This window comes from Treponema sp. R8-4-B8 (assembly GCF_054786175.1).
Map to the genome: position 1 here is coordinate 1 of NZ_BDHE01000012.1, position 23,006 is coordinate 23,006.

19 protein-coding genes are annotated in these 23,006 nt (G+C 42.7%); 5 read left to right on the forward strand and 14 right to left on the reverse strand.

Annotated elements, in window-relative coordinates; translation table 11 throughout:
- Nucleotides 1-533 precede the first annotated feature (533 nt).
- Nucleotides 534-860, reverse strand: coding sequence for a hypothetical protein (locus ACYVRA_RS03600; RefSeq protein WP_461251381.1), 327 nt, complete (start codon nt 858-860; stop codon nt 534-536).
- 134 nt (nt 861-994) lie between these two features.
- On the opposite strand from ACYVRA_RS03600, the gene ACYVRA_RS03605 reads away from it, so the two are divergent.
- Nucleotides 995-1,249 (forward strand): hypothetical protein, encoded by a 255-nt coding sequence (locus tag ACYVRA_RS03605; protein ID WP_461251382.1) that lies wholly within the window; start codon nt 995-997, stop codon nt 1,247-1,249.
- A gap of 34 nt (nt 1,250-1,283) precedes the next feature.
- Nucleotides 1,284-1,898, forward strand: coding sequence for a hypothetical protein (locus ACYVRA_RS03610; protein ID WP_461251383.1), 615 nt, complete (start codon nt 1,284-1,286; stop codon nt 1,896-1,898).
- Between the two features lie 489 nt (nt 1,899-2,387).
- Here ACYVRA_RS03610 and mscL read toward each other — a convergent pair whose 3' ends face one another.
- Together mscL and ACYVRA_RS03620 are read right to left on the reverse strand one after the other, a co-directional pair.
- Complete coding sequence (gene mscL / locus ACYVRA_RS03615) at nt 2,388-2,798, reverse strand: large conductance mechanosensitive channel protein MscL (RefSeq protein ID WP_461251384.1); 411 nt, start codon at nt 2,796-2,798, stop codon at nt 2,388-2,390.
- Nucleotides 2,799-3,037: 239 nt separating this feature from the next.
- Entirely contained in the window at nt 3,038-3,796 is a 759-nt protein-coding gene (locus ACYVRA_RS03620; protein WP_461251385.1) for a phosphotransferase family protein, read from the reverse strand.
- Nucleotides 3,797-4,279: 483 nt separating this feature from the next.
- On the opposite strand from ACYVRA_RS03620, the gene ACYVRA_RS03625 reads away from it, so the two are divergent.
- Both ACYVRA_RS03625 and ACYVRA_RS03630 read left to right on the forward strand, forming a co-directional pair.
- On the forward strand, nt 4,280-5,647 hold the full coding sequence (locus tag ACYVRA_RS03625; RefSeq protein ID WP_461251386.1) for a YhjD/YihY/BrkB family envelope integrity protein: 1,368 nt from the start codon (nt 4,280-4,282) through the stop codon (nt 5,645-5,647).
- A 53-nt stretch (nt 5,648-5,700) separates the two neighbouring features.
- Complete coding sequence (locus ACYVRA_RS03630; RefSeq protein ID WP_461251387.1) at nt 5,701-6,420, forward strand: SAM-dependent methyltransferase; 720 nt, start codon at nt 5,701-5,703, stop codon at nt 6,418-6,420.
- A 124-nt stretch (nt 6,421-6,544) separates the two neighbouring features.
- Here the strand turns inward: ACYVRA_RS03630 and ACYVRA_RS03635 are convergent, their stop codons facing one another.
- From ACYVRA_RS03635 to ACYVRA_RS03665, 7 genes are all read right to left on the reverse strand, one after another.
- Nucleotides 6,545-6,955, reverse strand: a complete 411-nt coding sequence (locus ACYVRA_RS03635) for a hypothetical protein (protein ID WP_461251388.1) — start codon at nt 6,953-6,955, stop codon at nt 6,545-6,547.
- A 253-nt stretch (nt 6,956-7,208) separates the two neighbouring features.
- Nucleotides 7,209-7,634, reverse strand: coding sequence for a PIN domain-containing protein (locus tag ACYVRA_RS03640; protein ID WP_461251389.1), 426 nt, complete (start codon nt 7,632-7,634; stop codon nt 7,209-7,211).
- Nucleotides 7,634-7,930, reverse strand: coding sequence for a hypothetical protein (locus ACYVRA_RS03645; protein ID WP_461251390.1), 297 nt, complete (start codon nt 7,928-7,930; stop codon nt 7,634-7,636). The genes ACYVRA_RS03640 and ACYVRA_RS03645 overlap by 1 nt, the downstream gene beginning before the upstream one ends.
- 518 nt (nt 7,931-8,448) lie before the next feature.
- Nucleotides 8,449-8,703: a type II toxin-antitoxin system prevent-host-death family antitoxin gene (locus tag ACYVRA_RS03650; protein ID WP_461251391.1), complete on the reverse strand. Its 255-nt coding sequence runs from the start codon at nt 8,701-8,703 to the stop codon at nt 8,449-8,451.
- 64 nt (nt 8,704-8,767) lie between these two features.
- The gene (gene adhE / locus ACYVRA_RS03655) at nt 8,768-11,362 is read right to left on the reverse strand and encodes a bifunctional acetaldehyde-CoA/alcohol dehydrogenase (RefSeq protein ID WP_461251392.1); all 2,595 of its coding nucleotides are present in this window, start codon (nt 11,360-11,362) and stop codon (nt 8,768-8,770) included.
- 216 nt (nt 11,363-11,578) lie between these two features.
- Nucleotides 11,579-13,666 (reverse strand): fibronectin type III domain-containing protein, encoded by a 2,088-nt coding sequence (locus ACYVRA_RS03660; RefSeq protein ID WP_461251393.1) that lies wholly within the window; start codon nt 13,664-13,666, stop codon nt 11,579-11,581.
- Between the two features lie 371 nt (nt 13,667-14,037).
- Nucleotides 14,038-15,759, reverse strand: a complete 1,722-nt coding sequence (locus tag ACYVRA_RS03665; protein ID WP_461251394.1) for a WD40/YVTN/BNR-like repeat-containing protein — start codon at nt 15,757-15,759, stop codon at nt 14,038-14,040.
- A gap of 165 nt (nt 15,760-15,924) precedes the next feature.
- On the opposite strand from ACYVRA_RS03665, the gene ACYVRA_RS03670 reads away from it, so the two are divergent.
- Nucleotides 15,925-16,260 carry a helix-turn-helix domain-containing protein gene (locus tag ACYVRA_RS03670; protein WP_461251395.1) on the forward strand — a complete coding sequence of 112 codons (336 nt, stop codon included), beginning with the start codon at nt 15,925-15,927 and terminating at the stop codon, nt 16,258-16,260.
- Nucleotides 16,261-16,403: 143 nt separating this feature from the next.
- Here the strand turns inward: ACYVRA_RS03670 and ACYVRA_RS03675 are convergent, their stop codons facing one another.
- The 4 genes from ACYVRA_RS03675 to ACYVRA_RS03690 form a co-directional block, all read right to left on the reverse strand.
- Nucleotides 16,404-18,935, reverse strand: coding sequence for a methyl-accepting chemotaxis protein (locus ACYVRA_RS03675; RefSeq protein WP_461251396.1), 2,532 nt, complete (start codon nt 18,933-18,935; stop codon nt 16,404-16,406).
- A 253-nt stretch (nt 18,936-19,188) separates the two neighbouring features.
- The gene (locus tag ACYVRA_RS03680) at nt 19,189-21,000 is read right to left on the reverse strand and encodes a DUF362 domain-containing protein (RefSeq protein ID WP_461251397.1); all 1,812 of its coding nucleotides are present in this window, start codon (nt 20,998-21,000) and stop codon (nt 19,189-19,191) included.
- A gap of 52 nt (nt 21,001-21,052) precedes the next feature.
- Complete coding sequence (locus ACYVRA_RS03685) at nt 21,053-22,012, reverse strand: sugar-binding protein (RefSeq protein WP_461251398.1); 960 nt, start codon at nt 22,010-22,012, stop codon at nt 21,053-21,055.
- A 30-nt stretch (nt 22,013-22,042) separates the two neighbouring features.
- On the reverse strand, nt 22,043-22,990 hold the full coding sequence (locus ACYVRA_RS03690) for a permease (protein WP_461251399.1): 948 nt from the start codon (nt 22,988-22,990) through the stop codon (nt 22,043-22,045).
- Nucleotides 22,991-23,006 lie beyond the last annotated feature (16 nt).

Sequence of the window (23,006 nt, forward strand, 5' to 3'; positions counted from 1 at the left end):
ATTGAAAGTTACAGTGCGTAACTGTTACACGATGTATGCCCAAGGAATTTATTTAGTACAGGCGGGCAGGCTGCGCACGCTGTAAAAACTTCGTAAGAGTCCGCCTACGAGCCTTTCGGCGACTAAACAGCGGTGGTTAGAAAGCTTTATCTATGGTACGTCGCCGAACGTTTTTTCTCTGAATTTTCTTTGTTTTATTCCAAAGTCTCTCCGGCGGGGAACGCCCGAAAGATGTTTTTACATCGCACGCAGCCTGCCCGCCTGTACTCAAGAATTTTATTCGGCATACATCTTCTAGCACTCATAAACATTTTACTGATCTATTAGCAATGAACAATTAGCAATAAACACCATTAATAGCGTATAAATGTCGCATAACGGCACTAGGGAAAAGTGGTGTCAGATACATTGTGTTTACTAATCCTATATGTTATTGTTAATCAGCAAGGCTCGCTTCTTATTTTCAAAGATAATAATGAAGAACGCTTGAGAGGATATTCGCAATTATTGATAAATATAAAGTATTACAAGGACTAAAATAATTTATAAAAATCAGATTCATAACGAGTAATAACATTAATTTGTCCCAAAAAAGAATCAATTCTATTCGGCGGTAAATTTATATTTAAATCCCTAAGAATAAAAAATAAACGTTTTGGATTTTCCAAAACTAGATTCATCAATTTATTATGATTCATATAAATTTTTCTCATTGAGATAAGTAATATTTCATCTTTATTGAGATGTTTAATAAATTCATCATAACTATCTACAAACAAAATAAGCATATTATAATCTTGGTTAAGTTTTTCTAGTCTTTTTTGTATCTTTTTATTAGTCCAAGCAACAATCTGCTTCATTTCTTACCCTCATTAATTATATCAGATTAACCTAATAAAATCCCAAAAGTCAAGTCGCTTTCCTTAAAAATTATCACAATAATACCCTCACGTATACGTTGGTCGACTCCCACTAATTTGAAAAGGAGATTTATATGGATGATTTGAATAGGCTTTTTGAAGAGGTTTTGAAGGAAGGTGAAGAAATTGATATATGGACAACTGATGCTTTAGAGGAAGTAATTCCTCTTTTAAAGAGGGCTCAACAAATAGTGATAACACTTATTGAGAATCTCAGTGAGTCGGGTGATAATTATGATCGGATTACACGAAGTGAAGAGTTTAAGCCTATTGTGAAATGGATAGAAGAAGCAATAAAAAAATACGATAGTCCTAAATTAGATGACTAAATATTCATGCTTCGCAATGAGCTCCTTGAAACTCATGTATTTGATTGACTCAAAGAAAGTTTTCTTATATTATAATGGAGTGCCTCGTTTAAGGATTGGTAAAGTTATAAAACTAAGAGAAACTATAATTTCATTAGAAGGAACGCCTCGAAAAACAAAAATGCAACCAGAATTTGAAGTCTGGTTAAAATCGATAGATCATACTCAACGTACTCGTGTAATAAAAAGAATGATGTTTATTCATCAATGTGGACTTTATGGGAAAAAAACTCATGTTCTTTTTGATTTATGTCCTGGATTATATGAAATTTTTTTTGATGATCAATTAAGAATTTATTTTAGTGTTGATGAACCTCTAATTTCTTTAGAAGATGGATCACATTCTAAGAGTGGTGGTACAAAAACCGGCTCTCAACAAAGAGTAATTGATAGAGTTTCTAAAAGATTAAAAGAGGAACAATACTCTAATGTCAATAAACAATGGTATGAAGAGTTTGTAACTCCAACTGATCTTTTAATATCCTTCTTTAGTAATGATCCTGCTTTTGATGATGTGACTGAGAATGATAAAAATGAAATTATTTTTGAAATTGTGAAAATTATATCAGAAAGAACTGGTGAAACACCAGAAGAAATTTTAAATTTTTAATTTTATACAAAACTGTATAAATATTCAGTTTGAGAGTCTTGTATACGTAAGTATATAATTGTGAAACAATATATCGCAATAGTGAGTATTTGTAAAGCTCATAGTGAGTAAAATACCACTTTTTTGTATACATTACAAGTATTTTTTATAAATGGGGTTTAGTGGGATTTGGAGATAAATGCTTATATTTACCGCTAGAAGATGTATGCCCAAACCAAAAATATTGAAAAAATTCTTCGCTAGGTAAAAGCCGTGCATACGCAAAGCTCTGCCGGTGATCTTGGCGTGGATCGCCTACCAAGCCACGCCAAAGCGTGCGTAAATAAACGCCACGCCACTAATCACCGGAAGGGCTTTGCGTATGCACGGCTTTTGTATAGAGTGATAATATTTTTCACTATTAAATTCTTTGGGCATACATCGTGTAGTGGAAAGGGGTATTTCGTGTAACGATAACTACACGAGGTAAAATGTGTAGTTATCGCACTGTCAACTTTCCAACAGAGAAGTACACGCAGGACACCGCGTAGCTTTAATATCAATTTCGCTGAAACAATAGACGCACTTCTTTTTCACCGGTACAGGAGGTTTTGGTTTTTCCTGACCGATAGTCAAGATTTTATTCATTATTCGGACAATCAGAAAAACCACAAAAGCCATAATAAAGAAATTTATAACGCTGGTAATGAAAGCACCGTATTTGAGAGTTATGCCCAACACATTCAACATTAGAGAATCGAAATTTTGTCTCGTTAATAAACCGATAATCGGCGACAGAATATTCTCTGTCAGAGAGCTAACCACGCCTTGAAAAGCGGCGCCGATAATTACGCCAACCGCCAGATTCAGCACATTTCCTTTAAGAGCGAAATCTTTAAATTCGTTCAAAAATTTTTTCATTCTTTTGTATCTCCTTGATCAAGACTGCATAATAAAATATAGCAATTTAAAATTTGAATTGTTTGGAGAAAAATAATATTTAAAGATTTATTTTATGGTTATTAATCAGCGGTATTATAATTTTTCCCATCGGCGGCAGTTATTTCCATTTTGGAAATAACTTGATTTTCCTTTAACTCGCCGTCAGCGGCAGTATGTGCAAAATTTGCACTAACTGTTTACTCTTCCTTCATTATTTATTACGCGTACTCCACCACATTCGCCCAATGTAGTAACAAATCTCTCTCTTCTGGCTTTCCCTTTGAAAGTTGAGACGCTGCCACAATAGACAGCCACTTTTCTACATACTGTTTCGCCGTGTCGCTCTTTTTGCAAAACAACGCGAGGTATTTGTCCGCAAGCGCGTTGTTGCCCGTAAGACGGAACAGCAGGTAGGTGTGCGCCGCGTCCGCTGAGGCGTTGCCCTGGGTGGCGTGGCACCAGTCGATGATGTATGCCTCGTCTTTGTCGGTGATGACGACATTGGCAGGATTAAAATCGCCGTGGCAGAGTTTGGTGTGTTTGGGCATACTCGCCAGTCTTCCTAAAATTTCGTAGCGGGCGGTAGAGTCAAGTTCGGAGGCTTTTATCTTGCGTTCCATTTTTTCGATAAGCAGGGGAAGCCTTGTCGCGCTATGGCGGTGCATGTCAAGCTGAATGTCAACAAAGCGTTCAAGGTACTGCTGTTCCTTGTCTTTGTTTTTTTCCATCAGTTTGTCAAGGGAAGTTCCCTCAACATATTCCCATACTACCGCCCACTTGCCGTCGATTTTCGTTACCTCTACTAAACGCGGAACTTTAAGTGCGGTCTCTCCAACCACGGCAAGGTTATGCGCTTCGGAAAGAACGTCAGGCGCGGGATAACCCTCATCCCTGAGCTTTATCACCTTGTCCCCGTCTCGGTATATTTTCTTCGACCCGCTGTCGGCAAGTAAAGTATCAAGCTTGTAACTGCTCATTTACACCTTCTCCTTAACTCTGTTACTGGGTATTTTAATTTCCTGATTTTGTAAAATTTGATTGAAAAACCCATTAATTAAGTATAAAAATAATGACATTATTAGTCAAATGGGGTGTATTCTCAAAATTTGCCTCAAATAGAAATGTTACCGAAATGACCTCTTTTCTATATTTAATAAATCTGTTAGAATATAAAAGAGGTGATTGGTACATATGACTCTTTATTCAGTTAAATATCAAATAATTAATAAAAAATCAAAATTACTGTCCGGTACCAGCGGGACTATTATTTTAGCGTCAAGTGTTGCTAAAGCAAAGTATGTTTTCAAATGCAGTCATGTCGATAATAAAAAAATTAAATACAAAATTATTTCAGTTATAAAAAAATAACACATACCTGATTGAAAAACTTCACCGTTGGGCGTATGCTGTTGCCGATGCCGGACTTTTCATAGTTGGATTGATCCTGTATTATAAATTTGGTGAAACAAATCTTTTTAGATAAACACTGGAAAAAGTTTCTTTCCTCTCTATTATTATCAGGTAAAACCCTGTTGCAGCGTTTGGTTATTACCATGCAATTCTTTGGTGAAAACAGTCTGGGAAACCATGCCTCTGCCTGCGCCTACGGTTTTCTGCTTTCAGCCGCTCCGGTACTGATGTTGCTGTCATTTATTCTTTTTTCCACATTTCACTCATTGATAGGCGGCGCCAATTATGCGCGGGGAGAAGCGGTTCTGGCGCAGTTAGTTTCAAATGTTCCCTTCTTAAACGGCGTATTGGACGAAACATGGCTTGCAAAAGAACTTTCTGCAATTGCTGAAAGCGGTATGCGGCTTCGCGGAATTGCCGGCCTAGTTTCGGCAATCGGAATTTTCTGGGCAGGCAGAATTTTTATCCTTTCCTTACAACGGGGCTTAAAAGTCATTTTTACAGGTACGCAAAAACGTAATCCCATATATGAAATGCTGATTGTCCTTATTGTGGAATTGGCGGTGTTAATCGGCGCAATACTGATGATTTTCTTTTCTACGACCGCCCGTAAAATTTATGAATTTTTCAGCCTTTTTACCAACACGGCTTTTTTCTCTAACATACATTCCTTTATTAATATCTGGGGTGTTTCGTTTTTTCTTCTGTTTTTTATTTTTTATTTTGTCTGCCGCTTCATTATAGCCAACGGCCCCAGCCGCATTTCCGCCTTTTGGGGGAGTTTATGTTTTGCGTTTTCATATACTGTTTTTTCCCGAATTATGACCATGTTTCTTGATCAGACCAAATATAATTTTCTTTACGGGGCGCTGGGCAGCCTTATCTTTTTACTGGTGAATGTGTTTTTCTTTTTTATGTTTTTCTTTTCTTGCGCCCAGCTAACAAAAGTGCTTGACTCCTTTGACACGCTTCTTTTTTTGCGTTTCCGGCAAGCTAGAATGAATGCCGACCGTCAGGGATTTGATCATTTTTTGTTTTTTTCAGAAAAAGGAAAATTGCAAAAATACTTGCATACATATCCTAAAAACACGGTTATTTTTTCAAAAGGCGACGAAGGAAACGATATTTTTTATTTGCTTGAAGGTGAAGTAAACATATTTATATCAGATGAAAATTTAGGTGAAAAACCTGCCACCCTGCAACAGGGCGCCTTTTTCGGAGAAATGGGCCACCTTCTCTCCGAAAACCGCACCGCGACCGCCAAGGCAAAAACAGCGGTTAAGGCGCTTGTCTTGCCGCCCCCTCTGTTTGATGAAATGCTAAAATACGATACTTCCATGGATAGAGCGATCATGGAGCTTATGTCTCAGCGGTTAAAAACTAGGAATGAACAGTTTGACGCGCTGGTTAAGCAATAGGGGATAAGTTAAATATAGCAATAAAAATTAAAAATACTTAGGAGCATATTTTTATGAATAAGTACCCAAAAACCGAAAAGTATGAAGCAAAATGGATTGAAGAAAATTGGTTGGGGCCAAACCCGCTTCAATTGTTGGAGGAATTGTGCAACAATATGAAACTGTCGCCAGGCATGAAAGTTTTAGACATGGGCTGCGGAAAAGGCCTGACTTCTATTTTTCTCGCGAAAGAGTTTGGCGTAACCGTATTTGCCAATGATCTATGGATTGACGCGACTGAAAATTTGAGAAGGTTTGAAGCGGCAGGTGTGGCTGACAGGGTATTTCCAATACACGCGGAGGCTCATGCCCTCCCATTCGCCCAAAATTTTTTTGACGCTGCAATCTCAATTGACAGTTATCATTATTATGGCGCGGATGAGATGTATTTCCCGTGTACTTTCGCCAAGTTAGTGAAACCCGGCGGTCAATTTGGAATTGTCTGCCCCGGTCTAATCCAGGAATTTAAAACCGGTTATCCACAGACTCTTAAATCATTTTGGCATGAAGATATGTTTTCTTTTCATAGTCTTGATTGGTGGCGTCATTTATGGGAAAAAACCGGTATTGTTGATATTATTTCCAGTTACAATATCCCCGCTCCCAAAGAAATATGGTATCCCTGGGCCCGTTGGGCAAAAGAACATCTTAAATTTAATGATGTTGAATTTTTGGAAGCGGATACGGAAAATCAAATAACCTTATTTGCGATTACTGCTGTAAAAAAATTATGATTAAGAGCAAAGCAAGAAATAAATCGTAAATTATCCCTATTCATAATCATTATATGTGATTATAATAATTTTATTCGTTTTGTAAGGATAGTACACGCAGTAGTGCCGACGCTATCTGCTTTTATTACACTTTTTCTATTTTATCAGGCGAGACGCTGACCTCAACCATTTCTCCGTCTTCACCCTCTTCAAATAAAACGGTTATGGCGTCTCCTTTGCTATAAGTTACCGAACCTACGGTCCCCGCTTGAATAACCTCTCCGCTGTGGCCTACTTCAATGTCTTCAAGGATTTTTACCCTGTCGGTAATCTTAAAGGGGTTTACTTTTTCTGGCGCTTTATCGGCAGTTTTCGGTTCACTTTCATCGGTTGCGCCATCGGTCGATCCGCCGCTTTTTTTGCCCATATTATAAACAGCCAGCACAAGTTGTTCCAACTGTTCCATTTTCATGTTTTTAAAATTATTATTAAAGAATTTTTTGATAACATAATTTGCATCCGTAGCATCTTCTATTTTAATATCTTCAATATTCATAATCTCCATCTCCTCTTAGTTATAAAATTACTATATACGGCGTTTTCTGTCAAGTAGGTATTGCCGCATTTGAGAAAATTTTTTGTCTGTCGTGAGCTTAATTAGGGGTGAATTTTTATGAATAAGTACCCAAAAACCGAAAAGTATGAAGCAAAATGGTATGATTAGGTAAACTCAATGGTGATAGGCATAGTTATCAACAGCTTTTAATTAGATGGAAAACAATAATTGTAAAATATGACATCGGGATAGTTTATTCGTTTTCGTTATCATCGGAAATAGTTTGTATAAACTGTTCAGGCGTTACGGCAGGAATGGTGCCAGAGACATAATCCTTAACATTGCGTGTAACTATGTAATCAATATCGAAACTTTCTCCCACGACATATTGAACGGAGTCCTCAAAGTCGCTCCAGTCAAGATCCAACGCCTCGTAGATATTGCTGTCAGTTACCGTTGCCGGTTTGAAAACTTTCAAAAGGTTTTTAAGAGCTTCTTTCGCTGGCTTTTTACCAAGGTCTTTTTTGGAGAGATAAAAAATGTCGGTAATTGCAGAAGCGGAAATATAACAGATAATGAGATTGTGCTCCGCCATCGAAAAAACACCATTGGCATTAGCATAATCTTTACGGTGCAACAGAATGTCGAGAGCGACATTAGTGTCGATAAGGACTTTCATTACAGGTGTTTCGCCAGCCTTTCCATGCGGATTTCATCAATTGTCATATCAGTATGCAAAATACCGGAAAGTTCCTGTAAAATTGGTGAGTCTTTTATCATTTCGTCCAGTTCTTTTCTGGTAAGCCGAATTTTGCCGTTGCTGTCTTTAGGAACAGGTTTTAAAGGTTGCTCCTCTTCTTTGTTAGGGAACTGTAATATTATACTTGTACGCCCGGTCGGCACTTCACGAGGAACTTCAAAATCCAAATGCAACTTCCGATCTGCCGGAATCTCAACAGTTTGTGTAATGGTCATGGGCAGCCTCCATAAGGAGAGCATAGCATGAAAAACAGTAAAAAGCAAGGATACAAAATGGTAGTAGCTACCGGAATTCTAAGTACTTTGTAACAACTAATACTTTACATAAATTACATCCAGAAGATTTCACACAAAGAACACAAAGAAAGAGAAGGACACAAAGAGGAATCAGGGGGCCGTTATCTTATCGTGAGATTATAAAACCCAGCTTGTTACGCAACAGTAGCAACTACCGAAATTCTATAACGTACCCCTGCCTTTTATAATACACCATATATTGGGATTGGTAAAGGGGAGCGGCAAGAACCTTTAAGCTAAATGGTAACAGGCATAGTTATTAACACGCCGTTTTACTCCCCATTATCTAAAAGATTCATCCAGTCTCTGTGTCCATATAAAAAACGATCTATATTTATTTGTTTTTCTTTAACTTTATAAAATAACATATAATTTTTATTGCGGACTTCAATTCATCACGGTAAAAGTAAGAATATTTTAATGTGTACATTGACTGCCTACATTAAATCAATTTCTTTTTCCATTTCTTCTTCAGTTAAAAAATTACCGTTTTCTACATCGTTATCAGCTTCCTCTAATAAATTGTACAGTCGTTGTTTTCCGGTAATAGCTTCATAAGTCTCAATACTCATTATGGCAAGATCACCCTCTCCATTCTTGGTGATAAATATAGGTTCTCTATATTTATGACAAAAATCAGAAGTTTCAGAATATGAATTTCCTAAATCAGCGCTTTTCCTTATTACCGGCATATAAATTCCCCAAAAATGTAATCTGTAACTGTATAATATCAATATTTCGATATTAAATCAAGCGTCATTTCTCCTTCTTCCCGTAATAACAAGTCAAAAACATCTGTTTAATCTCCTCAATCAGCGGATACCGCGGATTTGCGCCGGTGCATTGGTCGTCAAAGGCTTTCTCGCTCATGTCGTCGAGGCGGGCGAGGAAGTCTTTTTCGTCTATGCCGTAATCTTTGATCGTCTTCTTGATGCCGATCTGGTCTTTCAGCTTTTCAATGGCGGCGATGAGGTTTTCCAGTTTTTCCTCATCGCTTGAGCCGCCGAGATTCAGAGCGTCGGCGATTTGCGCGTAGCGTGAAAGCGTCTTGGGGTGGTCGTATTGGGGGAAGGTTCCCATCTTCGGGGGGACTTCGACGGCGTTGTAGCGGAGCACTTCGCTGATCATCAGGGCGTTGGCGATGCCGTGGGGCAGATGATGAAACGCGCCGAGTTTGTGCGCCATCGAGTGGCACACGCCGAGAAAGGCGTTGGCGAAGGCCATGCCAGCCATCGTGGCGGCATTTGCCATTTTTTCGCGGGCTGTTGGGTTCGCCGCGCCTTCGTTGTAGGCGGCGGGCAGCCATTCAAAAATCACTTTTAGCGCCTGTATCGCAAGGCCGTCGGTGTAGTCGGTCGCCATGACCGAGGCGTAGGCTTCCAGGCAGTGCGTTACCGCGTCAATGCCGCTGGCGCTGGTCAGGCCCTTGGGCGCGTTGTCTTGCACGTTTGCGTCCACTATCGCCATGTCGGCTAACAGTTCGTAATCCGCCAGCGGGTACTTCATGCCTTTGGTCTCGTCGGTGATGACGGCGAAGGGCGTTACCTCGCTGCCGGTTCCGGCGGAGGTGGGTATCGCGATGAAGTAGGCTTTCTCCCCCATTTTGGGGAAGGTGTAGACGCGCTTGCGGATGTCGGCAAAGCGCATCGCCATGTCTTCAAAATCAACCTGCGGGTGTTCGTAGAGCACCCACATGATTTTGCCGGCGTCCATCGCCGAGCCGCCGCCGAGGGCGATGATCACGTCGGGCTTGAAGGCGCTCATAATGGCGGCGCCTTTTTTCGCGCAGCCGAGGGTCGGGTCGGGGGCGACGTCAAAAAAAGTTTCGTGGACGATGCCGAGGCTGTCCAGTTTGTCGGTTATCGTTTTGGTGTAGCCGTTTTGGTAGAGGAAGGTGTCGGTTACGATGAACGCGCGTTTTTTTCCCATAACGGTTTTCAGCTCGTCGAGAGCTACGGGGAGGCATCCCCTCTTGATATAGACTTTTTCGGGTGTGCGGAACCACAGCATATTTTCCCTCCTTGCAGCGAGTGTTTTTATATTTAACAGGTGTTTGACGCCGACGTTTTCCGAAACTGAATTGCCGCCCCAACTGCCGCAGCCGAGGGTGAGCGAGGGGGTGAGGCGGAAGTTGTACAGGTCGCCGATGCCGCCGTGCGCGGACGGGGTGTTCAGGAGTATGCGGCAGGTCTTCATGCGCTCGCTGAAGACGGCGAGTTTGTCCGCGCTTGTTTGAGGGTTAAGGTAGATACTGGCGGTGTGGCCGTAGCCTCCATCCCTTATCAGATGGTCGGCCTTGTCCAGAGCGTCGTCAAAATCTTTCGCGCAGTACATGGCCAGCACGGGGGACAGTTTTTCGTGGGCGAATTCTTCGGAAAGCTCGACGCTTTCAACTTCGCCGATGAGTATCTTTGTCGTCCCGGCGACTTGTACTCCGGCAAGCTCGGCGATTTTCGCGGCTTTCTGCCCGACGATTTTCGCGTTAAGCGCCCCATTAACAAGAATCGTCTTGCGTACTTTTTCGGTTTCTTCGGGGGTGAGGAAGTGACAGCCCCGGCGGGCGAATTCCGCTTTCACTTTATCGTAGACGGCGTGCAGGGCGATGACGGACTGCTCGGAGGCGCATATCATGCCGTTGTCAAAAGTTTTTGAGTGGATGATTGAGTTGACGGCGAGGAGGATGTCGGCGCTGTCGTCGATGATGGCCGGCACGTTGCCCGATCCTACGCCGATGGCGGGCTTGCCGGAAGAGTAGGCGGACTTGACCATGCCCGGCCCGCCCGTGGCAAGGATGATGTCGGCTTCTTTCATCACCATGTTGGTCATTTCAAGGCTCGGCTCGTCTATCCAGCCGATGATGCCCTCGGGAGCGCCCGCCTGTACTGCGGCGTCTAGCACGATTTTCGCCGCCGCGCAGGTGCTGGCTTTTGCACGTGGGTGCGGCGAGATGATGATGCCGTTGCGGGTTTTCAGGCAGATGAGGGATTTGAAGATGGCGGTGGAGGTTGGGTTGGTTGTCGGTATGACCGCCGCCACGAGGCCGATAGGCTCGGCTATGCGGGTGATGCCGTATACGGGGTCGTCCTCGATGATGCCGCAGGTTTTGGCGTCTTTGTAGGCGTTGTAGATGTATTCGGAGGCGTAGTGGTTTTTGATCACTTTGTCCTCGACGACGCCCATGCCTGTTTCGGCTACTGCCATTTTTGCCAGGGGGATACGTTCTTTTGAGGCGGCTCGTGCGGCGGCGAAAAATATTCGGTCAACTTGCTCTTGGGTAAAGGTGGCGTAAACCGCCTGTGCCTTGCGGATAAGGGTGAGGGCTTTTTCTAAACTTTCCAGATCAGTAATCATAACTGATACTCCTATTCAAATTATGTATAAGAGTAACAGATTATTTTTTATTATGGAAGGGGAGGAATTGGAGAAGATTACACACAAAGGACACTAAGGAAGAAGAAAATTTATGCTGATGCGGCGATTCGTTCTTGTACCATTTCGCTGATTATTTCTGCGGGTGTTTTATGGTCGGCAATGGCCTTTTTTTATCTCAGACACCTTGCGTTACCCTCAACTGTCGCTGGTCTTCCCAACTACTTCCTCAGACTGGGGCCCTTCACCGGCGATGTTAAAAGCGGATATCTTGAATCTTCCCGTTACTTTTGGCACCAGGCCGTCAATGTATGCGCCTACGTCATAAGATGTCCCTATCCGTTGATAACTACCTGCATCATTTCTTTGATATATATAATATCCGTCCGCTCCTAGTACCTGATCCCACATTAACGAGATGGAGGTTGAGGTTGAGCCGACTACTCTCACATTTGCAGGCGCCGCTGGTAAGTCGACGCTTTTATAAATTGTTACAGTTTTTGGCGAGCCGCTGATAGTATAGCCTGTTTTCGCTACCGCTACGCTCAATGTTCCGCTAGCTCTAATTCCGCTGATTGGCAATATGTAATTCGTCCCTGTCCTGATGAGAGATCCCTTGATCACGCCGCCAGGCCCGCCGTTCAAAGTGATGTCTTCAGCGGAAAGCCCGTTAATTACCGCGCTAAAGTTCAGTTCCAAATACGTTGTAGTTTGCGAAGCGGAGCCGTTAGCGGATATGCTGTTAAATGTAACTGGGATAGGGACATAATAAACAGGCACTGTTTTTGGCGAACCGATAAAAGTATAACCCGTTTTATTAATCGTCACTGTCATTGTTCCGCTTGCGTTAAATCCGCTGATTGGCAACGTGTAGACAGGCGCCGTACCGCTAAGAGCGCCCTTGATCATCATGCCTGACACGCCGCTCAAAATGATGTTGTCCGAGGAAAGGCCGGGGACAGGCTTGCTAAAGGTCAGTGTCAGCTGCGTTGTATTTTGCGAAGCGGAGCCGTTCGCGGTTACGCTTCTTATGGTCGTCCAGTTTTTTTCCCAGATGTTCCATTCAACATTGTAAAAAGTGTAAGGGTCCATTTTTGCAATCGTAAGCTTTTTAAATATAACTCTCAAATCCGCCTCCGCGTCAAACTCCATGCCGCAGGAAAAAGCAAGGTTCGCGTCCGTTTGAACTCCGCCGCCAACGCCAATGACGGCCTCTCCGGCAAGCTTGGAGTAAAGGCCTGCGGAGATGCCGACATAACCTATGTGATACAAGCCAAACATAAATTCTACTTTTGGTTTTACTTTCACTTCGCCGCTAAGAGTAAGTTCAATATTCTCAAGGTATTTTGCCGGCTGTGACGTGTTCATGCTGAAGCCTTGCAACTTACTGCCTTCCGTATACCGGACGCCAAAGACGTATGAATAATCCCATTCGACAAGCTTTGCCGACAATTCTGCCTTGCCTTCCGCCGTGATAACAACCACTATGGAAATCTCCGGCGTAATTATAATAGGAAATGGCGCAGGAATATTTATAGGGAAAAATTCCATTGTTATAATATCATAACTTATCTCTTTTTCTATCTTGCCGCCAATGGATGCCGTAATTTCTGACCTTAGCCTCGGCTGTGTGGAAAGTTCAAAACGGTTTATTTTACGCTCATCGATATCTATATCGTATTCAAGTGTCGCGCTGATCTCAAAAAAACCTTGAATAGTTACTCCTTTTATTGTTTTTTCAAACTCATATTCCAGTGTTAGGGCATCAGACGACAAACCGGCCCGCGCGTCGGAATCTGCATACTTTCGTACAAGCCTGACTCCGTCCGCTACCTTCCTGCCTTCATCAACGTCCGATGCCAGATCAATAGCCCCTTTAACTCTCATTTTCTCCACGGCTTCTTCAAGGGCTGCCATTTCGGTGGTAATTACGGTTTCCACGCCGTCTGTGGTAACTGTTTTTACCTTATAAATAAAGCCGTAAGGGGCGGCCTTTGAAACCCATGAGCCAATAATATCGCCTTCTTTTGGTATATATTTTCCTTCAAGGTTATCGAATACCAGCGTTCCGTCTTCGCTTAAGCTCTTTAGTTTTGAAACGGCCGTATCGGTGTCCATTACAATAACGTTGTTTCCCTCTGCCGTTTTCCCGATAATGCCGTACACCGGTACCCAGACATCGTCATCATCGCCGCCGTCGGAACAGGCCAGCATTGAAAAGCCGATTACCCCTAAAATCAGTATTAGCAAACTAATATTGATTTTTAGCGCGTTTGTTTTTTTCATAAAAAACACCTTCCTTTTTTATATCTCCTGCCCATACGGACGGATTGTTAATAAAAACGGCGTAACGATGACAAGCACAACTTCGTAAACTTAAGAAGAATATAACCACGGAGGTCACGTCGAACCTGCGGTTCGCATACCACGGAGTACACAGAGAACACGGAGGAAGAAATGATATTCGTATAAAAACTCCGTGTTCTCCATGGTTTTAAAATTCTTCTCGGACAGCCCCACACTACCAATAGCATACATTGCAAGGCAATGTACGCTACCAAAAAGTGGAGTCACCCCTCAACTGCCGCCGTCAACAACGCTGTTACGGACGGCGGTTGTTTGAGGGAACCGCTTATCAGCAGTTCCCTTTGGTTTTCTTAATTGCCCGTTGAATACGCTATTATCCCTGGCCAATTGCTATACATACTTCCATCGATGGATTTTCCACCCACGGCTACAAACGTGCCGTTGCCATAAACGATGGCGTTAATGCTACCAAAACTTCCGCTGCCGAATATACCGCCTATGTTTATGCTTGTCCATTTTATACCATCAGCCGAATACGCCATTTTGGCTTCAGCCGTGGAGCCAACAATTACAAACTTATTGCCTCCGTAAGCAATGCCATTGATTGCGGCACTTCCGAATGTGCTGGCGGTTCCGGATGATATGCCGCCGCCAGTCCAGTTGTTTATTCCGTCTGTTGAATATGCTGTACCGTATTGCCCAACGGCGACAAACTTGTTGTTGCCGTAAGCAACGCCGTATACACTAAGATCGGGTTTTGGAGTTACTATTTCCCAGTTATTACCGTTTGTAGAATATGCAATGCCTACGGATCCAACGGCGACCCATTTACCGTTTCCATAGGCGATACTATAGATGTGGTCAAATGAACCGCCTAATTTACGGTCAGATACGTCTGTCCATACTACACCATCAGTCGATGTTGCCATATAGCAATTATAGCCCCCGGCTACAAATGTACCGTTGCCAAAGGCGATGGCTTTGATTTCTTTGTAAAATTTACCGCTGAATACGCTTTTCGGTACGGCTGTCCAGATTTTGCCATCAGTCGAAGTCGCTGTTTTGTCATAGCCTACGGCGACAAATTTGTTGTTGCCATAAGCGATGGCATCGATGTCTACATCGCCAAATTTACTGTCCGCTACGGCTGTCCATGTTTTACCGTCAGGAGATGTCGCCATTTTTCCGTTATCGCCCCCTGCTACAAACGTGCCATTACCATAGATTATGACGTTGATGCTTCCGCCGTCTTTGAATGGGTGGTTCGTAGCCTCTGTCCATTTTGTAATGCCACCACCACCACCGCCAGTGCTTGGCGTGCTGGGAGTTAATTCGCCAGGACCCTGTTCTGTTGAGCCGTCGTCAAAAGTGATAAGCCCTATCACTTTAGTCAGCTTGTTATCATCTACTGCCGCATCAAATGCACTAGCCGCCGGGTCTTTTGGTTTCAAGGTGAGCGTATTGCCGCTGACTGATTGCACCGTACCCGTGCTTTTTTTTGCGCCTACTGTTAATTCATAGGCGTCCTTTGCCGCCGGCGTTATAGCGCGGTCGAAACCCATATTCAATACCGACCGGCCTTTGGTAAGATTCCAGGGAGTGTAAATAGAAGATTCGCTTCCGGTAACCTTTAATGTGCTTCCTGTAATAACGCCGGTCGCGATAACAACGCCATCATAAGATAAAGTCGCCGTACTGCCGCTATAGGTATAGGTTCCTGTCGCTGGATTTGTGCCGCCTGCGTATGACCATGTCCAACCTGTCTCTGTAAAAACAAGCGTAATGGCGTCACCGTCCACGTCCGTGCCATTCCATGTGCCGACAAACGGGTTTTTCGTTCCGGCTGGCGTCGTTTCGGTACTGGCGGCTTTGGTGATTTTCAACGTGTAGGTTTTACTGCCATTTGTGCCAGTATATTTCGCCGTTTTAGGATCATCGCCTCCGCCACCGTCTCCGCAAGCGGCGAATGAAAACCCGATTACTGCTAAAATCATTATTAGCAAGCTAATACTGATTTTATCTTTGAGTTTTGTTTTCGCAAAACTCCCCAAATTTGATTTTTTGTTTTTCATTGAAAACTCCTTTTAACCTAATTTTGGCAATTTACTGAATTAACTCTGTGGAAACGCAAGATAATGCAAGAAACTTGCCGTCTCGTTTATGATACTAAACATTAAGTTTGTTGTCTATGCCTAGAAAGCGTATATTATTGCTTTAATGATTAGTGGCATGGTTTTATGGGAAAAATAAGACAAATTCTAGCTGATAATATGAGGAAATACCGTCAAAAACATGGGTATTCACAGGTAAAACTAGCGGAAAAAGCCGATGTTACTGCCCAATATATTGCTATGATTGAAATGTGCAGTAAATTTCCCAAGCCTGAAATGTTGGAACGTCTTGCAAAATCATTAGATGTTGAACCTCATGAACTTTTTACAGTACCCCCAACGCCACAAGAGGAATTGGAAAAGATAAGGCAAGACATTAGGCAAGACATAAAACAAACTTTTAAGCAAGAAATTATCGGCGAAGTTGTAAAGACTATAAAACAAACTTTATCTGATGAATGAATAAAATATAAATAAGTGAGTACCAATAAATGACGCAGTCCCAAATAAAAGCAAGGATATGTCCAAGAAGTAAAAAATAACCACGGAGTACGCAGAGAACATGGAGGAAGAAAAGATTTTCGTACAAAAACTTCTAAAAGAAATTACTTTATCAGTTTTGCCACTGTAGCCAGCAATTCGGTCTTTTTAACAGGTTTATGTATATATTCAACCGCTCCCAATTCCTGCGCTTTGGCTTTGTCTTTTGGGTCGTCCGATGTCGTGTATATCGCTATCGGGATTTTATGTAATTTGCTGATGTCGCGTATCCTGATAAAGACATCCCAGCCGCCCATTTCGGGCATCATCAAATCCAATAACACTAAATGTGGGACATAACCTTTGAAGAACAAATCCAAAGCGGCCTTGCCCGAACTGACTGTGGTAACGTCATAATCTTTTTCTAGCGAACTTTTTGTCAGGGTAAGAACGGCTTCTTCGTCGTCAACTACGATGATTTTTTTCTTCTCGTCGCCTGTTTCTACATTGAATTTTGTTGATTCTGCTTTAAGGTCCTCAAAATTCCGGTTGTTCTCGGCGCTCATTTCATCTACTACGATTACGGCGCTTTTTATCTCTTTCATTGCCCCGTTCACTATGTCGTTCATGCCGTTCATCGACTCATTGCTAATTTGAATAAAAGCAGATGTCTGCCGGTTCAGGTTATCGCCCGATTCCAACATTTCCTGCGCGCCTTTTTTCACCGATACGCTTATCTCTTTAAGGCGGCCTATGGATTCCAGAATTTGTTTTCCGCCTACTTCCTGTTCTTCCATCGCGTTTCTAATGTTAAGCTCATGATGTGAAACAATTTTTACGCCTGAGTCAATAACCTCAAAGCGGGAAATAACTTCGTTTGAAGAGGCCATAATGCTGTCTATTGACGCTTTTATTTTTTTTAACATCGTCGCGGTTGTCTTTGATTGAGTGCTTGACGATTCGGCAAGTTTGCGGATTTCATCGGCAACGACCGCAAAACCTTTCCCCGCTTCTCCGGCGTGGGCCGCCTCAATTGCCGCGTTCATCGAAAGCAGATTTGTCTGGCTGGCGATATTGTTCATTACCGCATTGATCTCCAAAAGCCCTTCGGAGTCTTTAGCGATTTCCTGTATCTTCTCCGCTACCGTATGAAGCCCGGTTTTGCCGTTCTCAGAAGCTTCGGTTAGGTTACTGACATTCTTGCTGTTTTCTATCAGGGTTTTTGTTACTGAATTAATGTTAGCTGTCATTTCCTCAATTGCGGAGGACGAAGTATTGATACCCTCAGACTGTTCTTCTATCAGCTTGTTCAGGTTGTCAATGTTGGATTTAATGTTCTTTACCGCTTTATCCGCTTCGGCGGCGCTTTCTTCCTGCTTGCCCATTTTTTTCTTCATGCCGTCAAAATTTGTCGAAATCTGATCTACCGAATTGGAAGTTTTTTCCATGTTTGAGGACAACTCATGGCCGGTATTGGTTAGCGCGTTAATTTTGTGTTTTATTGTCCCTATAAGGTTCCTTATGTTTTCTATTGTAAGGTTGAGGTAATCCGCCAAATTTCCTATTTCATCGCGTGTTCTTACGGCTACTTTTTTGCTTAAATCTCCTTCCTTTACTTTTTCCAAAAATGAATGGATCTCTTTTACCGGCGAACTGATAGTCCTGGCAATGAAGAAAACAACGACTAGAGCAATTAAAATAATGACTAAGGAACTTCCTAAAATCGCCATGATTACCGTATTTCTTGCCCGCATGGCAATGTCCTTGTCCCTGACTGTAAGCACGTACCACGGATCGGAAGCGCCGTTCATGGGAGCTGGACGGTAGTCAAGGTAAATTGCTTTACCGTTCTCTTTGAATTTTGCGTGATTGGTATTTCCGCTCATCATGTCGGCTATGGCGGCCTTGTATTCTTTCGAAATATCCAAAGGCTGTTCTTCGGTAATAACATTACCCTGCGCGTTTTGCAAAGGTTTTCCAGACGCGTCTTTTGAGGTTACGGTTTTGGTGAGTTTCGCGTAATTATATAATTCTTCCTGATAGGTGCTGTCCGGGTGGGCTACGACTACGCCTTTGCCGTCCAAAATAAAAGAATAAGAACCTTCAGTGGCGGTTTCGACAACCAAATCGTGAAGTGAGGAAAGTTTTATATCCCCAGCCATGATGCCTATCATTTGCTGTTCATTCATTATGGGATAAAAGACCGATGTGCATGGCATATTGGTTCCCACCGAATAATAAGATTCCGAGACAAAGGGTTTTTTTATTTGCTCCATTTGTACGAACCACCAGCGTTCTTTCCGGTTGCCCAAATTGCCCGACGAGCGTCCGGTTTGCATTCCGTCCATTCCCTGGGCATACAGGAGTTCAAAATAATCATTTCTCTTTATGGCGGATACTAACACCGGCGTTTGATGTTCCGTATTCATTGAAACAATGTCGCTTTCAAAAGCAAGGTCTTCAATTTCCTTGTAAGCGGTATTGATGAATGATTGCAGGGATCGAGCCACATACAGCGTCTGTTCTGAATTTTCATAAATTATCTGTTCTTCATAGCTTTTTGAATAGACCAGATAAAAACTTGCCAGTACCGAAACGATCATTAAAAGAATTATGATGCCAAACGATATTAACAGTTTGCCGAATAGTGTTTTCATTGTTTACTCCTTTTAATATATGTGCATTTTAACAATACAAATCATATATTTTGTATAAAATGCACAAAATCTCACCTTATTGGGGTTATTTTACTACTAGATCGTTAAATTTTCAAGGAAAAAATAGGTTTTTTTAAGTGGTAATTTTACATTTCTTTTTAAGTTTTCTTGTGAGCACATTGTCCAGTTTGTTTAAATTTTCGTGGAACTCATTCGTGTTGTCTAACATCGGTATTTATAACTGCAACTCCTTTTACTTAATCGCAGTAGTTGTTGCCGTTTTGCTGGACATAAACTTTGTATACGCGCATACCTCTATGCTGTGAGAACCCACAGCAATGCTTGAAACGTCAAGCGAAACATTGGTCATACCGGTATTAAAACTTTTTTTATATGCCCCGTCGATATAAACATCGATCTTAACAACGCTATCGTTAGCGCCGGACGAAAGAGTCAGCGCCAGATTAAGATTTGCCCCGGAAAATGCCGCGGAGTTGATCGTTACCGTCGGCTTTGTCAACTGCGCCATTGTGAGCTTGTCGCCTCCCGGCGGCGGTAAAACACCTTCATAATTTGTTCTTACTTCGTCAACTTTTTTGTTCCCCAACACAACAATGTCTTTTGTATCTCCGCGCAACAGTATTACCCGCCCGTTTGGTTTTCCTCCAACTTGGCCTTTAGCGGCTAAATATGTCATGTAGGGCACTGTGGTGTAATTCCAATTCATTAAATTTGCTTCAACAATGTCTATAGCAAGCGGGTCTTTTGACGCGAGTATGCTACGCAAGTTTTTCTGTTTGGCTTGTAAAGCTGTCAGGCTATTACCTGTGCCAGGACCGTTATCAAGTCCCTGCAATCCGTCCATTACAACAAAGTCGGCGGGGAGGCAGGAGAAAAAGTCGGCAATCCACTCATGCAAATTAATCGAAGAATGGTTTACCATGCCGTTACGCCCGATACTGCCGTTGGCAATTCCGTAAATTTTTGGCGGAGCGGAGCCTATCGATATGTTTTTAATGGAGCCGGTAACAGCCGCATCCCAATGATTTTTTACAACCGGAATTGAAATAAGCGCATCCGCCTCGTACATTTTTTTGCTCACCCAATATTTACCGTCGCCTTTATAATATGTCTTGTAAGGTGAAGCGCCTTGATAAGAACCGTTAGGAACTGTTTTATATTTATAGTCACTTAGCGTGACTTGGGTAACATAGGCAGTAAGGCTTGTTCCATCTCCTGGGGAATATGCGCCCCCTTCGGTATCAAGTCCGATAATCTCGTTTACCTCAGTCAGGTTTGTCGTGGTATAGCCTATATTGGCAAATTGTGAAGCCATATTTCCGTTACACGAACCTTCAATGAGCATGATTTTACCTTTACCTGTGGCAGAATCATATGGACCGATAATTGCTCTAACAAGTTCGGCAGTTGCCTGTACAACCCGCCAGTCGGTGCAAACGCCGTTCACTTTTTCAGGAATAGTATTAGTTCCGCTGCTTGCCCAACCATAATAAGTGGTTAGTACATTCGGCTTGAGTACGACCACATCGCCGGTTTTTATAATACCGTCAAGCCCACCCGCAAGAGTGACTGCCTCGGTAACTAAGGCTTTTATTTCGTCATAAGTAAAGTCTGCCGCCTGCGTTACCGTTGTTGACTGTACCAATGAAACCATTGATGGTTCTACCGGCGTGGGTTCTACTGGCGTAGGTTCTACTGGTGCAGATGCAAATTGGGCATATAGCGTACATGAGGAAATTCCGTCCTTATCCCAATTTGATGCGGAAGATTTATCGGCATTATAGTATTTTTTCCCGCTGTTGCTCGCGTCCCAGTACCCGGTAAACGTATCTCCAGTCGCATTGGGAGTCGGAACTGCGGTAATCTCCGGCATGGGTTGGCCAAAAGTTGCAGTTACCGTTGCGGTCTGCCCGCCTGTACCGCCTGTGTTGTTAAAGCTGATAACACAGGTCTCTTTTTCATTTGGGGTCGTCTGGTTATCCTTGTTTTCGCAGGTGGTAAAGCCCGCAGCAATAACGAGGGCTAAAAATATCAACTTTTTCATAACGTTTTTTCCTTAACTTCTATTATCCGGTATCCGACGTTTCCCATACCGGCTACTTCTTCAAATACATTTTAGCATATTGATTTGAATTCTGATACGCTACATTTCTTTCATTATCAGTATTGCCTGTTACAAACATACTGCCAATAAAATGATCGCGGTCGCCTATTTGGGTCGGATTGCTGCTGTGGGCATTGTTATCGTTATCGCAGTAGGCAACCGCAAAGCCCATTTTTTTGCCAACGGTTAATGTGAGTGGCGTAGTATCAGGGGTGCTATCCAGAGGATACGAACCATCGTATACCTTCATTTCTATTTCCCATGTATACGTATGGGCAGCGTCATTTTTATCTATTACATATCTTAAATGTGAATTTCGTAATTCATTCCGGTTTCCAATCCAGTCCGCGACATTGATGCCGTCAAAATTCATGTGGTAGGTAAAAAAGTTATTCCCTCCGTCAGAGGTACGGACGCCGCCGGAAGCGTTCTCATCAATAAACAATTCCAGGCAGTCATTTTTTTCTGGGCTTTGAGTCGGGTTAGTAGCGGGCGTGTAAATTATGTCGTCTATGATTTCCGCTAAAATATACAGCCTGTCCGCAGTCCATACCACCTTAAACCTTCCTGAAAAATCAGCGGTTTTTGGTATTGCGCCATTTGAGTCAACCGCAGCTCCAGTGGGAAGACTCTTCGGCGGTTGATACATCCATGCATACTTAATATCCTGCCACTGTGCTTTTACCCATGCAGAATCGCTGCCGTCTCCGTCTATTACTGGCGGAGTATCAACAAAATAAGCTATAAAATCGTCCTGCCCCAAGATGATGTTTTCATCCTCGGTATCCTGATTGTTCGTATTATCTTGACTGTCCGTGTTGCCTTGATTATTCGTATTGCCAGAATTATCCGTGTTATCAGGATTATTCGGGTTTTTCGGATTGTTCTTGTCTTCGCATGCGGCAAAACACACCGCAATAATAATGGCTAGAAGAAACAAAATCTTTTTCATTACATTATCCTTCTATATAGCAATGCTAATTTACACATAAACCAACCCCATTAAAACCGCTGAAACGATAAGGAACAGGCAATACCCAACTAGGAACAAGGGGGTAAACAATGTTGCCATAGCGATAAGAGGAGTAGGGCGTGTGGCGGGGCCGACAATAAAAAAGGCAAGCGCGGTTCCTTTGCCCATACCGTTAATTACCATAGCGCTGACAAGCGGTATCGCCGCTCCGCCGCAGGGAGACAAGGGTATGCCCAATAATGCACCGGCAAGTATAGACTGTATATGCCCTGCCCGAAAAGCGGCATATATCAAATTTTTTGGTATATACATCTCCACAACCACGCCCAAGAATATGCCGATGAGCAGATAAACCCCTAAATGTTTTAAATTCATCAAACAGTTGATAAAGTATTGCTTAACGATGAATAATTTTTTCCCTCGATTTGCGATTCTTTCACAGCCGTCATCATAAAAATTTATGCTTTTTCTAACCATGAATTTTTCGGGAATAAAATACGACAACATTCCCACGGAAAAACTGAATAAAAATACGGCGAGCGTGCGGGTAATCGCCATTTCCATGCCGATGCCGCCGGCAGTCATGATAAAAAGCTGCGGGTTCATCAGTGATGAGGCGGCAAGGAAAGCTATGAGCGGCGCGATATGTACCTTGCTTTTGTACAGTTCAATCACTACGGGAATTGTTCCGTAAGTGCAAAGCGGCGATATAATGCCGATGATTGACGCTGATATTACCGATACAACCGGCGACTTGGATACCCATTTATAAATAATTTTTGTCCACGAAGTAAATTTTAAAAGTTCGCCGACCATTACTCCGCCGACCAGATACGGAAGAAGGCTAAGTAATGTTTTCCAGCACTTATAAAAGAGCAAGGGGGATTCCGCTAGAATCCATGATAAATTTGATAAGATAGTCTTGTCTGTTTCAATAATAGCAATAGTATAACACAATTGTTGATATAAATAC

Bases quoted from the DNA above. Each gene is read 5' to 3' on its own strand.
- ACYVRA_RS03600 (WP_461251381.1), bottom strand. From the start codon at position 860: ATGAAGCAGATTGTTGCTTGGACTAATAAAAAGATACAAAAAAGACTA.
- ACYVRA_RS03605 (WP_461251382.1), top strand. From the start codon at position 995: ATGGATGATTTGAATAGGCTTTTTGAAGAGGTTTTGAAGGAAGGTGAA.
- ACYVRA_RS03610 (WP_461251383.1), top strand. From the start codon at position 1,284: ATGTATTTGATTGACTCAAAGAAAGTTTTCTTATATTATAATGGAGTG.
- mscL (WP_461251384.1), bottom strand. From the start codon at position 2,798: ATGAAAAAATTTTTGAACGAATTTAAAGATTTCGCTCTTAAAGGAAAT.
- ACYVRA_RS03620 (WP_461251385.1), bottom strand. From the start codon at position 3,796: ATGAGCAGTTACAAGCTTGATACTTTACTTGCCGACAGCGGGTCGAAG.
- ACYVRA_RS03630 (WP_461251387.1), top strand. From the start codon at position 5,701: ATGAATAAGTACCCAAAAACCGAAAAGTATGAAGCAAAATGGATTGAA.
- ACYVRA_RS03635 (WP_461251388.1), bottom strand. From the start codon at position 6,955: ATGAATATTGAAGATATTAAAATAGAAGATGCTACGGATGCAAATTAT.
- ACYVRA_RS03640 (WP_461251389.1), bottom strand. From the start codon at position 7,634: ATGAAAGTCCTTATCGACACTAATGTCGCTCTCGACATTCTGTTGCAC.
- ACYVRA_RS03645 (WP_461251390.1), bottom strand. From the start codon at position 7,930: ATGACCATTACACAAACTGTTGAGATTCCGGCAGATCGGAAGTTGCAT.
- ACYVRA_RS03650 (WP_461251391.1), bottom strand. From the start codon at position 8,703: ATGCCGGTAATAAGGAAAAGCGCTGATTTAGGAAATTCATATTCTGAA.
- adhE (WP_461251392.1), bottom strand. From the start codon at position 11,362: ATGATTACTGATCTGGAAAGTTTAGAAAAAGCCCTCACCCTTATCCGC.
- ACYVRA_RS03660 (WP_461251393.1), bottom strand. From the start codon at position 13,666: ATGAAAAAAACAAACGCGCTAAAAATCAATATTAGTTTGCTAATACTG.
- ACYVRA_RS03665 (WP_461251394.1), bottom strand. From the start codon at position 15,759: ATGAAAAACAAAAAATCAAATTTGGGGAGTTTTGCGAAAACAAAACTC.
- ACYVRA_RS03670 (WP_461251395.1), top strand. From the start codon at position 15,925: ATGGGAAAAATAAGACAAATTCTAGCTGATAATATGAGGAAATACCGT.
- ACYVRA_RS03675 (WP_461251396.1), bottom strand. From the start codon at position 18,935: ATGAAAACACTATTCGGCAAACTGTTAATATCGTTTGGCATCATAATT.
- ACYVRA_RS03680 (WP_461251397.1), bottom strand. From the start codon at position 21,000: ATGAAAAAGTTGATATTTTTAGCCCTCGTTATTGCTGCGGGCTTTACC.
- ACYVRA_RS03685 (WP_461251398.1), bottom strand. From the start codon at position 22,012: ATGAAAAAGATTTTGTTTCTTCTAGCCATTATTATTGCGGTGTGTTTT.